The sequence below is a fragment of the Streptomyces sp. NPDC104831 genome, from assembly GCF_055583025.1.
This window is the reverse complement of the sequence record NZ_JBVJOT010000107.1, coordinates 1-14,661: the sequence shown is the minus strand read 5'-3', so window position 1 is coordinate 14,661 and position 14,661 is coordinate 1. Positions and strand designations below refer to the sequence as shown.

The 14,661-nt window shown below is 70.2% G+C and carries 12 protein-coding genes and 1 pseudogene; 2 read left to right on the top strand and 11 right to left on the bottom strand.

Going from position 1 to position 14,661, the window contains the following annotated elements; translation table 11 throughout:
• Positions 1-378: 378 nt before the first annotated feature.
• A complete protein-coding gene (locus tag ACZ63H_RS37375; RefSeq protein ID WP_469872901.1) occupies positions 379-2,064 on the top strand; it encodes an RICIN domain-containing protein in 1,686 nt (561 codons plus the stop codon).
• Positions 2,065-2,103: 39 nt separating this feature from the next.
• Here the strand turns inward: ACZ63H_RS37375 and ACZ63H_RS37370 are convergent, their stop codons facing one another.
• From ACZ63H_RS37370 to ACZ63H_RS37355, 4 genes are read right to left on the bottom strand one after another with little or no spacing between them, the layout of a single operon-like run.
• Positions 2,104-3,921, bottom strand: coding sequence for a glycoside hydrolase family 2 protein (locus tag ACZ63H_RS37370; protein ID WP_469872899.1), 1,818 nt, complete (start codon positions 3,919-3,921; stop codon positions 2,104-2,106).
• A 48-nt stretch (positions 3,922-3,969) separates the two neighbouring features.
• Positions 3,970-4,869, bottom strand: coding sequence for a carbohydrate ABC transporter permease (locus ACZ63H_RS37365; RefSeq protein ID WP_469872897.1), 900 nt, complete (start codon positions 4,867-4,869; stop codon positions 3,970-3,972).
• Between the two features lie 2 nt (positions 4,870-4,871).
• Entirely contained in the window at positions 4,872-5,822 is a 951-nt protein-coding gene (locus ACZ63H_RS37360; protein ID WP_469872895.1) for a carbohydrate ABC transporter permease, read from the bottom strand.
• Between the two features lie 21 nt (positions 5,823-5,843).
• Positions 5,844-7,208, bottom strand: coding sequence for an extracellular solute-binding protein (locus ACZ63H_RS37355; RefSeq protein ID WP_469872893.1), 1,365 nt, complete (start codon positions 7,206-7,208; stop codon positions 5,844-5,846).
• 267 nt (positions 7,209-7,475) lie between these two features.
• Here ACZ63H_RS37355 and ACZ63H_RS37350 point away from each other — a divergent pair, with 267 nt between their 5' ends.
• Positions 7,476-8,582: a LacI family DNA-binding transcriptional regulator gene (locus ACZ63H_RS37350; protein ID WP_469872891.1), complete on the top strand. Its 1,107-nt coding sequence runs from the start codon at positions 7,476-7,478 to the stop codon at positions 8,580-8,582.
• 544 nt (positions 8,583-9,126) lie between these two features.
• Here the strand turns inward: ACZ63H_RS37350 and ACZ63H_RS37345 are convergent.
• The 7 genes and pseudogenes from ACZ63H_RS37345 to ACZ63H_RS37315 all read right to left on the bottom strand — a co-directional run.
• Complete coding sequence (locus ACZ63H_RS37345) at positions 9,127-9,300, bottom strand: hypothetical protein (protein WP_469872889.1); 174 nt, start codon at positions 9,298-9,300, stop codon at positions 9,127-9,129.
• A 49-nt stretch (positions 9,301-9,349) separates the two neighbouring features.
• On the bottom strand, positions 9,350-9,664 hold the full coding sequence (locus ACZ63H_RS37340) for a DUF4387 domain-containing protein (protein ID WP_469872887.1): 315 nt from the start codon (positions 9,662-9,664) through the stop codon (positions 9,350-9,352).
• Between the two features lie 4 nt (positions 9,665-9,668).
• Positions 9,669-11,030 (bottom strand): acyclic terpene utilization AtuA family protein, encoded by a 1,362-nt coding sequence (locus ACZ63H_RS37335; RefSeq protein ID WP_469872885.1) that lies wholly within the window; start codon positions 11,028-11,030, stop codon positions 9,669-9,671.
• 55 nt (positions 11,031-11,085) lie between these two features.
• Positions 11,086-12,303, bottom strand: coding sequence for an MFS transporter (locus tag ACZ63H_RS37330; RefSeq protein ID WP_469872883.1), 1,218 nt, complete (start codon positions 12,301-12,303; stop codon positions 11,086-11,088).
• A gap of 172 nt (positions 12,304-12,475) precedes the next feature.
• Positions 12,476-13,192: a GntR family transcriptional regulator gene (locus ACZ63H_RS37325; RefSeq protein ID WP_469872881.1), complete on the bottom strand. Its 717-nt coding sequence runs from the start codon at positions 13,190-13,192 to the stop codon at positions 12,476-12,478.
• A gap of 308 nt (positions 13,193-13,500) precedes the next feature.
• Complete coding sequence (locus ACZ63H_RS37320) at positions 13,501-13,731, bottom strand: hypothetical protein (RefSeq protein ID WP_469872879.1); 231 nt, start codon at positions 13,729-13,731, stop codon at positions 13,501-13,503.
• Positions 13,732-13,812: 81 nt separating this feature from the next.
• Positions 13,813-14,570, bottom strand: a pseudogene (locus ACZ63H_RS37315) (DEAD/DEAH box helicase); the annotation flags it as partial.
• Between the last annotated feature and the right edge of the window lie 91 nt (positions 14,571-14,661).

The window sequence follows — 14,661 nt, the reverse complement described above, 5'->3', positions numbered from 1 at the left end:
AGGCACAAGATCATCCGACACACACAGAACTCTGCCGCCCACCGGCCCAACTGCCAAGCCTGTGAGCCAAACTCATTCTGAAATGATCAGTTAGTCAGCTTTCTGACCAGGCGTTTCACCGTTGATCTCCTTATGTGGGAGCACGTTCGGTTGCACGGGCCCTTACTTACTCAACGGTAAGTTACCCTCGGTAAGCCCATGAGAGAACCCCGTGCCGGGGCGCGCGCCGAGCCCCACTACCTTCGCCTTCGGCGGGGCGGCGCCGCTGTGCGCACGCATATTTACATCGATGTACATCCGGCCCTAGCCTGGCGCGGATCCCGGCCCCGAACGGTCCCCGGGGAGTTCCACGGGAAGTTCCGCAGAAAGGAGAACGTGTTGACGCTCCGCCTCTTCCACGCTGTCAGACGTCTTCACCCCCATGCCGTACTGCTCGCCCTGGTCGCGGTGCTCGCTGCGGTGCTCGCCGCTCCGGCCGTCGCGGCGTCCCCCAAGCCGCCCGCCCCCGCCGCGACGGCCGGCCTCTCCGCCGCTGCCACCGGCACACCGTTGCGCGACGGCACGGGGCTCTACCCGCGCGCCGTCCGGCTCGCCCACAACGGTGCCGCCAACGGCCGAGTGCTCGCCAGTGTCGTCACCTTCGACGGGAACAACGGCATCGGCGCCATCCACGAGAGCACCGACAACGGCGCGACCTTCCGTGAGGTCGGCCGGGTCTCCGACCCCGAATCCGCGGCCGGCCAGGGACTCTGCTGCGGAACCCTGTTCGAACTGCCCCAGCAAGTGGGCGCGTTGCCCGCCGGCACCCTGCTCTGGGCCGCCTCCACCGGTCAGGACGAGCAGAACCGCCGGATGGCGCTGCGGATCTGGCGCAGCAACGACGTGGGCCGCACCTGGTCCTACCTGTCGTCGTGCGCCGTCGCCACCGGCACCGGCGGCCTGTGGGAACCGGAGTTCTCCATCGCCTCGGACGGCGCCCTGGTCTGCCACTACGCCGACGAGACGGACCCCGCGCACAGCCAGAAACTGGCCGCCGCGCGAAGTTACGACGGCATGAACTGGCAAGGGCGCCACGACACCGTGGCCAGCGGCCTCCAGACCGACCGGCCCGGCATGCCGGTGGTGCGCAGACTGCCCAACGGCACCTACTTCATGAGCTACGAGATCTGCACGCCCGGCGGCCAGTACCAGTGCGTGGTGCACTACCGCACCTCCGCCGACGGCTGGAACTGGGGGAGCGTCACCGACCTGGGCATCCGCCCCGAGACGGTCGACGGCAAGTACTTCCGCGCCACGCCGACCATCGCCTGGGCCCCCGCGCCGGACGGCGGCGCGAACGGACGGCTGCTGCTGATCGGACAGCGCCTGCTCGACAAGGACGGCAGCGTCGCCGCGGAGAGCGGCCGGACGATCCTCGCCAACACGGAGAACGGCAGCGGGCCCTGGTACGAGATCGAAGCACCGGTCAACGTGTCCGACCCGCAGATCAACTACTGCGAGAACTACAGCTCTCCACTGCTGCCCTCGGCGGACGGCCGGCAGGTCCTGCAGATCGCCACGGACTTCGACGGCACGGTGTGCAAGCCGTACTTCGCCACCGGCCCCGTCACCGGCAGCGGTGACGCCTCGGGAATCGTCGACGGGGCACGCTACCGACTGGTGAACGCCAACAGCGGCGACTGCCTCGACGTGGCCGCCGACTCCCGCGCTCCGGGCGGCAACGTCCAGCAGTGGACGTGCAACGGCCTCGGTCCGCAGGACTGGACGCTGAAGGCCCGCGGTGACAGCCGCTTCACCCTCACCGGCCGCAACAGCGGCTACTGCCTGGACGTGGAGAACGGATCCGGCACGGCGGGCGCCAACGTCCGCCAGTGGTACTGCAACCAGGCCGCCGCCCAGGACTGGCGGCTGGAGAACGTCGGCCGGGGATACTACCGGCTGGTCGTCCGCTCCAGCGGACAGTGCCTGGACGTGGCCCAGGGCTCCCGGCAGCCCGGCGCGAACGTCCAGCAGTGGACGTGCAACGGGCTCCAGCCGCAGGTCTGGCGGCTGGAGCGGGTGTGACGTGAACGGGGGCCGCGGTCACTGGACCGCGGCCCCCTCTCACGGCTGTTCCTCGATGGCAGCCGGCCGCGACTGCGCGGCACGGACGCGGGCGACGTCGAGTTTGGGGGAGCGGTCGAAGCGGTAGATGCCGTTCTGCTCCTGGAAGACGTCGGTCAACTGGGTGTAGCAGTAGCCGAACATGCCGGGGTCGCGCAGCAGCACCTCGGTGAGGCCGCTGAACCGGGCGTGGAACTCGTCCTCGTCCCGCACCCGTTCACCGTAGCCCCAGGACTGGGTGCGGTCCTCACCGGACAGCTCGGCGGCTGCCTCCGGGTCCCACCAGATGCCGCCGAACTCGCTCACGAAGTACGGCTGGCCTCCGTAGGGCAGCGAGTAGGCGGCGCCGTTCTCGTAGGCGTTGACGAACGGCTCGCCCTTGGCGAGCCCGGACATGAGCCTCCCGAACACCGCGGGGTCCTGCTCGTAGTTGTGGGCGTCGTAGATGTCCGTCTCGGCCACCCGGTGCGCGTAACCGGACGCGTCGATCACCGGCCGGGTGGTGTCCATGGCCTTGGTGGCCAGGAACATCGCCCGGGTGACGTCGTCGAGTTGGGTGATGCGGTCGTGCAGCTTCTGGTACGTCTCGTTGAGCGGGCACCAGCCGATCACGGAGGGGTGCGAGTAGTCGCGTTCCAGGGCCTCCAGCCACTGGGCGGCGTAGGACGCGTCGGGTTTCTGGTTGTCGCCCGAGGAACCGCCGATCTCGCAGCCCCAGTCGCCGAACTCGCCCCAGACCAGATAGCCGAGGCGGTCGGCGTGGTAGAGGAAGCGCTCCTCGAAGACCTTCTGGTGCAGCCGGGCTCCGTTGAAGCCCGCCTCCTGGGCCAGTTCGATGTCCCGCACCAGTGCCTCGTCGCTCGGCGCGGTCATCAGCCCGTCCGGATACCAGCCCTGGTCCAGGACGAGCCGCTGGAAGACCGGGCGGCCGTTGAGGAGGACGGCCCTGCCGCGCAGGGCGACAGCGCGCAGACCGGCGTAGCTCTCCACGCTGTCGACCACTTCCCCGGCGGCGTCGAGGAGTTCGAGCCGCAGGCCGTACAGGTGCGGATCGTCCGGGCCCCACTCGCGGCGCCGGTCCTCGGGCACCGGCACACACAGGCGCGGGGCGAGGTCGAGGTCGGCGCGGGCCTCGGCGCGGCTGACCTCGCCGTCACCGTCGGTCAGGACGGCACGGACCCGGTGGCCGGGCCGGTTGCCGGACAGTGGCAGTTCGAGGTGGAAGGCGCTGCCGGCGAGGTCCGGGGTGATCCGGGGGCGCCGCAGATGCACATCGGGGACGGGCTCCAGCCACACGGTCTGCCAGATACCGGTGACTCGCGTGTAGTTGCAGTCGTGGTTGGCGTACCGGACGGCCTGCTTGCCCCGCGCCTGCGGGCCCGACTTGGCGTCGCGGGCCCGTACGGTGATGACGATTTCCTCGCCCGCCCCGGCGATGTCGCCGAGGTCGGCGGTGAACGGTGTGAAGCCGCCGCGGTGCCGGGCGACCTCCTCGCCGTTCGCCCAGACGGTGGTGTCGTGGTCGACCGCGCCGAAGTGCAGCAGCACCCGGCGCCCGGCCCACTGGGCCGGCAGGGTGAGCGCGCGCCGGTACCAGACGGCGTGGAGGAAGTCGGTGTCACCGATGCCCGACAGCTCGGACTCGGGCGGGAAGGGCACGATTATCTCGTCGCGCAGCTCCCGGCCGAGCAGACCGCGTTCCAGACCGCTGTCCCCCCGGTCGGTCTCGAACTGCCAGGCACCGTTCAGGTTGAGCCAGTCGCGGCGCGTGAACTGCGGTCGCGGGTACTCCGGGCGCGGTACGGCGTGAATGGGCACACATGCTCCAGTGGATCGGTCGGGTACAGCAGATCGGGGAGAAAGGCGTCAGGAGCCGCCGAGGCCGGTGGTGGCCACGGAGTTGACGATGCGGCGCTGGAAGAAGAGGAAGACCACGATCAGCGGCAGCGCGGCCAGCAGCGCGGACGCCATGCCCGACACGTACTGGACGCCGTGGGAGTCCCGCACGGTGGCCAGTCCGACCGGGAGGGTCATCAGGTCCGAGTCGTTGGTCACGATGAACGGCCACAGGAAGTTGTTCCACGCCCCGATGAAGACGAAGATCGCCACCGCGGCCACGATCGGCCGCGACAACGGCAGCACCACCGACCAGAAGACCCGGAACTCGCAGGCCCCGTCGATCCGGGCCGCCTCCTCCAGCTCCCGGGGGATGCCATCGAAGAAGCGCTTGAGGATGAACACCATCATGGGGGCGACCACCTGGGGCAGGATGACCGCCGCGTAGGTGTCCACCAGGTCCAACAGCAGCATCTGCTGGAACAGCGGCACGATGAGCAACTGCGGCGGGACCATGATGGCGGCCACGGTCACGGCGAGCAGGGACCGGCGCCCGCGGAACGTGCCGCGCGAGAAGCCGTACGCCGCGAGGGTGGAGACGGCCACTGTGATGACGGTGACCAGCCCGGCGACCAGGAGGCTGTTGAACGCCCACAGGGGTACGTCCCCGCGTTCCAGGATCTGCCGGTACGCGTCCAGGGTGAAGGCGCCCTTGAACGGCGAGAGACCGGGGGCGGACACATCCTGTTCGCTCTGCACGGAGGTGGCGATCGCCCACAGGAAGGGCAGCAGCCAGACGGCCGCCAGGATGACGAGCGCGGTCCCGGCCAGGGCCCGGGGCAGCCGGCCGTGGCCGAGGAGCAGCGGAGAACCGGCGCTCTCCCGGGGCGGACGGCGCCGTGGGCGCGGGGGCGTTGCGGTAGCGGACACGGTCAGTCCTCCGGGCGGAAGAGGCGGAACTGCACGAGCGAGACGATGACGATCAGCGCGAAGAAGAGATAGGAGACCGCCGAGGCGTAGCCGAGCCGGTAACCCGTGAAGCCGACGTCGTAGACGTACTCCAGGACGGGACGGGTCGAGCCGTTGGGGCCGCCCTTGGTGAGGATGTAGATCTGGTCGAACACCTTGAGCGACGCGAGGATCTGGAGCATGGCCACCAGTGCGGTGGTCCGGCGGAGCTGCGGCAGGGTGATGGACCACAGGCGGCGCCACGCCCCGGCGCCGTCCAGCGCCGCGGCCTCGTCGAAGGTCGTGGGCAGGGACTGGAGGGCGGCGAGGTAGAGCAGGAAGTTGAAACCGACCGTCCACCAGACGGTGAGGGCGGCGATCGACCACATCGCGACGGACTCGTCGGCCAGCCAGCCCACCGGTGCCATGCCGAGGGTGTCCAGGAGCTGGTTGGCGAAGCCCAGGTCCGGCTGGTAGAGCCAGGACCAGATCAGCGTCACCACGGTCACCGGCAGCAGGTACGGAGCGAAGAACGCCAGCCGCCAGGCCCATTGCCCGGCGATCCCGCTGTGCACCAGCAGGGCCATCGCCAGCGCGACCAGCACCAGCGGCACGCTGGAGATGACGGTGAAGAAGACCGTGTTGCCGAGGCTGCTCCAGACGTCCGGGTCGCCGAATGCCTCGGCGTAGTTGTCGAAGCCGGTGAAGGCCGTGTCGCGCAGCGCCAGCGAGGAGTCGGTGAAGCTCATCCAGAGCCCCTGCACGATGGGCCACACCAGGAAGAGGACGAACAGGAGGAGGAACGGCAGGACGAAGACCAGGCCGGAGCCGGGGGCGCTGAGGGAACGCTGCCGGCCGGTGCGGCGGGGGCCGTCCGTGCGGGAGGTGTCCGGGCCGGTCCGTGGGCCGGTGCCGGGGGGTGCGGTGGTGGTCAAGGGGATCGCTCCTTCTGCTCGTCAGGCCACCGGGTTGGGCTGCCGGAGCAGCGCGTCCGCCTCGCGGACCATCCGACGCACGGCTTTTTCGGGGGTGGTGTCGCCGAGCAGCGCCGACTGGAGCGGCTGGCACATCCGGCTCTGGAAGTTCGAGCCGGCCCCGGTGAACCAGTTCGGCGGGTCGAGCACCGCAACCTTCCCGGCGTCCGCGTACGAGGACTGCGGCTTCAGGGCGGCGTACTCCGGCTTCGCGAGCACGGGCTGGTACGCGGGAATGTGGCCGGCGCTCGCCCAGGTCAGGCTCTGCTTGATGATCGCCGCGACGTACCGGTGGGCCTCACGCCGGCGGGCCGGGTCGGGGTCGTCCTGGTGCGGGAGGACGAAGCTGTGGCTGTCGGTGTAGACGGCGGGCTGGTCGAAGACCTGCGGGAAGGGCGCGGCGCCGAGCGGGATGCCGGACTTCTTCAGGGTCGGCAGCTCCCACTCGCCGAGCATGGCCATGCCGCCCCGGCCGGAGGAGAACATGGTGAGGCCCGCGTAGTAGTCCAGGTTGTTGGGGTTGGTCCTGCCGTCGAACAGTTGCCGCAGGAGCGACACCACACGTATCGCGGCGTCGACGTCGATCTCCGGCGGACCGCCGTCCGGGAGGGTGAAGGCGGCGCCGGTCTGGGCGTAGAGGGCGGCGAACAGCCGCCAGTTCTGCGCGGTGTCGTTGACGTGGCCGAACACGATGCCCGCGTGGCCGGTGGCATCGGCGAGCGCCTTGCCCGCGTCCAGCAAGGCCTCGGGAGACCTCATGGGGGCCAGTTCCCCCGAGGAGTCGAGCAGCCCCGCGGTGCCGGCGGCCTCCTTGTCGTAGAAGACGATGAAGGGGTGGACGTCCAGCGGGATCGCGTAGACGGTGCCGTCGTGCTGGGTCCGTGCCCACACCGCGGGCGTGAAATCCTTCTCCGCGACGCCGAATTCGGCGAGCAGGTCCAGGTCGAAGGGGTCGAGCAGGCCGGCGGGGGCGTAGCCCGCCAGCCGGGACAGGTGCAGGACCGCCACGTCGGAGGCCCGGCCGCCGGCGGCCGACATGGCGAGTTTGGTGTAGTAGGACGGGCCCCAGTCCAGGATCGTCCGGTCGATGTCGAAGCCCCGGCGGCCGTCGGCGACGGCCTTGATCATGTCGTCCATCAGCAAGCCGTCGCCGCCCTGGAACAGGTCCCAGACGCTGAGGGCCGAGGCGTCGGAGGCCGAGGCCGGGGAGGCGCAGCCGGACAGCGAGCCCGCGGCGAGCAGCGCGCCCGCCCCGGCCAGGCCGGTGCCCAGCAGTCGGCGGCGGGTGAGGCCGCGGTCCGGAGCGGACTCCGCAGGAGGGGTGGGGACAGGGGATCGCGCAGTCATCGTTGACCTTTCGACGGCCGGGCACGCGCGGCGGACCGGCGGTGGACCACGGGGAAGATGGCCCCCACCGGGTTCGGCAGGCGGGGCGCGCACCGGCTGACGCGGTGCGGTGGCACGTTTTTACATCGATGTACATTGGCTGTAAAGAGTCCGCGGCAGATGGCCGGTGTTCCGGGGCGGGGACGGGACGGGTTGCCCGCCGCCCGCCGTTCCCCGGCCTGCCCGCCGACTACACTCGGGGCTCCAGGGGAGGGCAGGGAGGTCGCGGTGGCACGGGTCAGGATCAAGGACGTCGCTCGGCACGCGGGGGTGTCCGAGAAGACGGTGTCCAACGTGATCAATGACTACGTCCACGTCTCGGACCGGACCCGGCGCGTGGTCCAGGAGGCCATCGACCACCTCGGCTACAAGGTCAACCTGGCCGGCCGTCATCTGCGCAAGGGCCGCACCGGCATCATCGCGCTGGTCGTCCCCGAACTCGACGTCCCCTACTTCGCCGAACTCGCCCGGCATGTCATCCGCGAGGCCGAACAGCGCTCCCTCACCGTGCTGATCCACCAGACCGGCGCGGACCGCGACCATGAACTGGCGGCCCTGGCCGGCTTCGGCTCCACCTTCGTCGACGGGGTCATCCTCAGCCCGCTCGCCCTGACCGCCGACGATCTGCGGAGCCGCACGGACGCGCCGCCCACCGTGCTGCTCGGCGAACTGCTGGAAGAGGGCGCGGACCACGTCGCCATCGACAACGAGAAGGCCGCGCGGGAGGCGACCGAGCACCTCATCGGCCTCGGGCGCCGTACGATCCTCGCCGTCGGGGGCCGGGACGACGCGGGCCTCGGCACCGCGGAGGCCCGCACCCGCGGCTACCGCGCCGCCCTCGCCGCGGCCGGCCTCGCCTTCGACCCGGCCGCGCTGCTGCCCGTACCGTCCTTCCGGATGCCCGACGGGGCCGAGGCCGTGGCCCGGGCACTCGACGAGGGCGCCCGGCCCGACGCGCTGCTCTGCCTCAACGACCAACTGGCGCTGGGCGCGTTGCGCACCCTGTACGAGTACGGGATGCGGGTACCCGAGGACGTCGCCGTGATCGGCTTCGACGACGTCGAGGGGGGACGGTTCAGCACGCCGACGCTGAGCACCGTGGCTCCCGACAAGGCCGCGGTCGCCAGGATCGCCGTCGACCTCCTGCGGCACCGGATGGACGAGGCCGCCACCCCGGCCCCCGGGGACACCTCCCCGGCCGGCGTCCGCTCCCCCCAGGACCTGGTCGTGGCCCACCGGTTGGTACTGCGCGAGAGCACCGAGGGCGCCGCGCGGCGTTCGAGGGATCCGCGGGACGCAGAGCGACACGCGAATGACAGCGAGTCGGGGAATTAAGTCAAATCAAGTCGAATCGAGTCGAATCAAGGGGACTCAAAAGGGCGTTGAGGCTGTGAGCGCATCCCGATGTCGTGTACGGCAAGCGGGAATGTCGCTTCAGGCGGTGGCGCCGGGAGCACCGGTCGCACAAGGCCCGTTGGAGGCCGGACATCGCGCTCCTCCAGCCGTGCCGGCACCGCACCGGGGGTCAGCTCCCCGCCGGTCAGGCGGCGACTTGAGGAGGGCTGAAGAACCTCTCCACCCAAATCGGCTGCCGGCCGCGGCCAGGAGGTGCGGGGGTGTGGCGGTCGGCCGGGGGCGGTGGCGGGCTGGAAGGCGGCGAAGGGTTCGTCGGGGGTGGTCATGTGCGGCTCCGGGGCAGGTGCGTGCGGTGAGGGTGCGCCCGGGATCGCTGGCTGCGGAGGGGAAGGCGGAGGTGGCCTGCCCGCCGGGGGCGGGTACGGGCAGGCCGCGTGATGCGGGGTGCCCTTCGCGGGGAGGGCGAAGGGCACCCTCAGCCCGCGACGGGGGAGGCGGGCCGGCTATGAGGGGGTGCGCCGTTTCAGGCGCCGAGGGGCCGGATGGCGGGCGGTCCGGCGATGAGGTCGAGGACCGTCTGGACGAGGGCGGTGGCCTGTTTGAGGGCGTGCGCGTGGTCGAAGGCTTCGACGATCCAGGTCCGGGTGGCGTGGACGGTGCGGCCGTCGAGGATCCGCCGGGTGGGGGCGGTGATCACCCAGGTCGCCGGCCGTCCCCCGGGGACGGGGACGGCCGGCGGGGGCTGGTCATGCCGGGGCCACTTCCATGTCCATGAGTGGCGCGTACTGCTGGCCGGCGTAGCAGTCGGTGTCGTCCAGGCTGCCCTGGACCACCGGCCGCGGCAGCGACACCTTCACCGCGAGGGCCAGGGGGTGGTTGACCAGGAGGATCTTGTCCGGTTCGGTGTCGAAGAGGGTGGCGAACAGCTGCTTGTTCAGGAAGCCGGTGGCCACCAGGGCCTGATAGCTGTCCTCGTCGTGGCACATGAAGTCGAAGGTGAGCGTGAAGGGGCCGGCGTTCTTCGAGCGCACCAGGGAGCAGTACTCGAGCAGGGTGGTCATGGGGTTACAGCTCCTCGGTGGTGGTGCGGAACAGCTCGGTGGGGGTGACGCCGGTGACAACGTGATTGAGGGTGAAGCGGTAGAGCGGACCCCGGTCGATCTCGGGCGGGGAGAAGGGGTAGGCGAGGGTGGAGACCAGGCCGTCGTACTGCGGGATCGGCAGGTGGCTGCTGGCATGGGCGACGAAGGTGGCAACCGCGTGCGCGGTCTCCTGGTCGGGCGCGGTGACGGTGATGAGGACGCCGAGCTCGCGCGGGTCGAGCGCGTCGGGCTCGCTGCCCGTGAGGACGGCGCCGGCGCCGTAGAGGCGGTAGTCGATGTCGATGTCGGCGGGGTTGACCGTGCCGCGGAAGACGTCGGAGATCTTCGCGTCGAAGTAGTGCCGGGCCATCGGCAGGAGCCTGGGCAGGGTGTCGATGACGACCCGGTCGCGTACGCCGCCGATGATGACGGTCTGGTAGCCGACGAGTTCGGCGCCTTCGAGCTTGTTGGTGTAGCCGTCGGCGGGGACGTAGCGGGCGCCGCGAACGCGGACCGTCTGCTCGTCGACCGTCTCGTAGGTGGCTTCGGTGGTGTCCAGGACGCCGGAGGGCTCGGCGATGTGGAACGGGTCGGCGTTCTCGTAGAGGGTGTGCGCGGCGACCGAGCGGGGGGTGAGGCGGCTGCCGGTGGCGAGCGTGGTGACGTCGAAGTGGTCCTCGCGCAGGGTGACGAGCAGGCCGTTGGCGGACGGCGGGATCGCGCACGCGGCGCCGCACTCGATGGTCTTGGCCATGTGCCAGGTCAGGCCTGGGTCGGCGCCCTTGAGGTGCGGCAGGGAGGCGAACAGGGCGGTGTCGCTGGCGCGGCCGGCCAGGATGACGTCGCAGCCGTCCTGCAGGGCTTCCTGGATGGGCTCGACGCCCATCATCGCGACGGTGTGGCCGCGCTCGAAGACCTCGCGGTCGATGCCGGGGGCGTGGGGCAGGGGGACGATGCGGCCGTCGTCGTAGAAGTCTTCGAGGCGCTCGACGGGCTGGTCGGAGTAGATCAGGCCGAGTTTGAAGTGGAGGTCCTCCTCGGCGGCGATGGTGCGGGCGAGGCCGGCGACCCAGTCGACGCCGACGTCGCGACCCGAGGTGCCGCAGGAGCCGATGATCAGGGGCACACCCAGCTCGTCACGGGCGCGCAGCAGCAGGCGCAGATCGCGGCTGACGGCCTGGGCGGAGAGCTTGGGGGTTCCGGAGCCCAGGGCGGCGGGCCCGGAGTCGGTGGAGCCGGCGTCGCAGGCGATCACGTCCGGGCGAGCGGCGACACCGCGCGCGAAGGCGTCGGCGTCGAACCCGGCGCCGAGCGCGCCGGTGGGGGCCAGGATGCGGAGTTCCATGGAGATGGTGCCTTTCGGTGATACCCGTACTACGGAAGAAGACAAAGGAGGGCGCTCAGGCCGTGGGCCGGTCGGGGACCCGGCGGGCCAGGCGGGTGAAGACGAGGAAGGTGATGACCGCGAACACAGCGGCGTTGAGCAGCATGTAGCGCCAGTCGGTGAGGTCGATCGTTGTGCCGAGGATGCCGGGGCCCAGAGCCATCCCGGACTGCGACGCGATCGTGTACAGGGCGGTGTAGGTGCCCAGGACCTTCTGGGTGGGGGCGAGGTTCCACAGGGCGACGAGGGCGTTGACGGCGAAGGAGGCGTAGCCGAGGGAGGAGAGGATCATCGCCGTGATCGTGCCGGGCACCGACTGCCAGACGAAGCCGACGAGCAGGCCGGCGATGAACAGTCCGACGCCGTAGCGCATCGCGCGCAGCTGGCCCAGCTTGTTGGAGAGGTAGGCGATCGGCAGGACGCACACCAGGAAGGCGACCGCTCCGGGCAGGGCCAGGCCGCCGGCCTCGCCGCGGGTCAGGCCGAGGACCTGGGTGCCGTAGGGGGTCATCAGCGAGCGGAGCGCGGACCACATGCCGGCGAAGCAGAAGATGCCGATCATCAGCAGGAAGGTGGGGCTGGACGGGGAGCGCAGCGCGTCCTTCATCACCGCCCACGGAGAGGTGAACTCCCGCGGCTTTTCCTCTTTGTCCTCGGGCAGGACGGTCTCGCGGTGGCGGCGGCCGAGAAACGTCCACGACAGCCCGAGCATGACCAGCATCAGCAGCGGCGGGATAGCGAACGCCAGGTGCAGCGAGCGGTCGACGACCAGGAGGCTGATGAGGGAGGAGACGATGATCGTGAGCGCGGCGCCGGCCTTGATGAAGCCCTGGGCCTTGCTGCGCTGGGAGCGCACGACGTAGTCGGAGACCAGCGTCTCGGTCACGCCCTTGAACGCGTTGGCGATCGCGGCGAAGCCGACCACGCAGATCATCAGCATGGGCAGGTTGTTCGCCCACGGGATCAGCACGAACGGCACGCTCGCGGCGGCCGCGCCCACCAGGACGATGGGCCAGCGCCCGGCGCGGCGGCGGACGAGTTTGTCGGAGAAGAACCCGACGAACGGCTGGGTGAAGATGCCCCAGGAGTGGTCCAGGCCCATGATCAGGCCGATCACGCCCGCGGAGGCGAAGTAGTGCCGCAGCTGCTCGGGGACCTGGGCGTCGTAGAAGTTCCAGACCGCTTCCTGGGCGAAGACCGCCAGGGTCACCCACAGCACCGCGCTGCGGTTCATGCGCTCACCCACGCCACTGGGCGGTGGCGGGGTGGTGGCCGCCCCGGGGGCGGGCGGGGAATCGGGCATCATCACGGCTCCTATGCCATATGCTATAGCAAAAGGGGGATGCCTGCCTACGGGCGCATCCCAACGCCGAAGGGGGCAGGACAGGCAGCGGTAAAGGGTGGGGTCAGCTCTGGGAGAGCTGGACGAGCGCGGCGCGGTGGTGGCGCGCGGCGAGTTCCTCGGCGCGATCCTCGTCCCGTTCGAGGAGGGCGTCCAGGAGCTCGCGGTGCTCGTGGTAGCGGGCGCGGAATTCTTCCGCCCGCTCGGGTGCGATCTTCATGGTCAGGTCGAGGCGTTCCTCGTCGCTGAAGGCGCGGGCCTGGTTCAGCAGGCCTTCCAGGACGGGGTTGCCCACGCACTTCTCCACCTGGTGGTGGAACAGGCGCAGCTTGTGGAAGACGGCCGTCAGCTGGTCGGTGACGTCGGCGTCCAGGCCCTGCTCGGCGAGGGTTTTCTCCACCTCGGCAACGATCTGGTCTGCCTGCGCGAGCAGGGAGACCAGGCCGGTGAGCTGGTCGGCGGTCGCGTTGCGGGCCGCGAGGCGGGCCATCAGCCCTGACAGCCGAACCTCCGCCTCGACGATCTCGGAGCGGGCCGCCGGCGAGTGCGCGGCGATCCGCAGTGCGCGAGGGCCGACGCGTTCGACGACCTTTTCGTGCACGAGCTGGCGCAGCGCCTCCCGGACCGGGGTGGGGCTGACACCCAGCCGAGACGCCAGATCACGTTCGGTGATCTTCTCGCCCGGCCGCAGCACTCCGTCACGGATCGCGTCTCGAAGACGCCGGTAAGCCTGGTCGGCCAGCGACGTCGTCTCCACGGGACCCAAGGCGTCAGTGCTCATGCCAGCAAGAGTGGCTCCTGCTATAGCAAACAGTCAATGGGTCGGCAGTAAATCGTTGGCCAAGCACTCATCAGCCGGTCACCGGCCCCACGTAAGTCCGCGCACTTCCAGTGGGCAGGCCGCCGGCCAGCCGTACGCAGGCCGCCGTGCACGTCGGCCCCCAACGCCCTGCCACGCCAGGGAGCGGCAAGGGTGGCCTGGAGGCTGCTGTGAGCCTCCTCAGGCTGAGGAGCGCGGTGGTGGAAATGATCTGTGCGCCGGGCATTGACGGGCCGCGCATCGCGACTCAACACTGATGCCCGGTTCACCTACCCGTCCTTCACGATGACGGCCAGGTTCCGCTCGGGGTCGGTGAGGACAGACGGGTCGGCCAGCGGGTCGCCGTCGATGAGCAGCACGTCGGCCAGCGCATCGGGCTCGATCACCCCGAGAGTGCCGGGGTAGGGGTTGCGCGGTCCGGCCAGGGTCAGCATCCGGCCGTTGTTGCCGGTCGCCTGCCGCAGGACCTCTGCCGCACTGAACCACTTGGTCCGGTGCACGAACTCCTCGTTGATGCGCGCGAGGGTGCCGGGTGCGCTGATGATGTCCGATCCGAAACCGATGCGGTCGAACCCGCTCTACTCGGCAGCGGCGTCGGCGCCGTCGTCGTGCTCCTGGTCCTCGCCGTCGCCCGCGCCGCTGGCCCCGACGATCCGACCGTCCTCGTCACGCTGCACGTGGACCTTGCGCTTGCCGCTGGTGAGGGCGCGGGAGGCGAGCTGCTCGCCCAGGCGCTCATCATGCGAGCGCAGGCCCTGAAGTACGCTACGAGGGGGCGGAACGAGGCGCTGGCGACCATGTCGGTCGGGTCCTCGCCGGGCTCCAGGAACACCGGCACGATGATCCTGGCCACCTTGGTGGAGCCGTCCTTGTTGAGCCGGAGCGCGCGGCCGATGTTCTGCACGATCTCGACCTGGGAGCCGCGGGTGTCCGCGAAGCAGATCGAGTCCACTCCCCGTTCGCCGGTGATGTCGACGCCTTCTCCGAGCACGCGAACGCTGGCGAGGAAGGCGCGGTGCACCCTGCGCCCGGCAGCGTCGATGCCGTTGGCGAACTGGCGGATCTTCTCGCGCCGTTCGGCGACGGTGTGGTCACCGCACAGCCGCGCCGACCACACCCGGTCCGGGGATACATGGTGGCCGGCCTCGAGTTCGGGGAACTCCGCGTCGATGGAGGACTTCGGGAGCTTGTCGGCGGCGGCCAGGTCCTCGTTGGTGGCGTCGTTGACGTACAGCTCGGCCGCCGTCTTGGGGAGCTTCTCCGCGAACACGGCTGCTTCCTCGACCTTCTGGTGGAACGTCATGATCGTGCGGAGGTTGTGCGCGGCGGCGTGCTTTACTGATCATTTCAGAATGATCTTCGGAGTCGTCGCAAGCAGATGATGCTGCAGGCGAGTTGGAGCAGTCCGAGGTGGAGGTCGGCTCGTATCT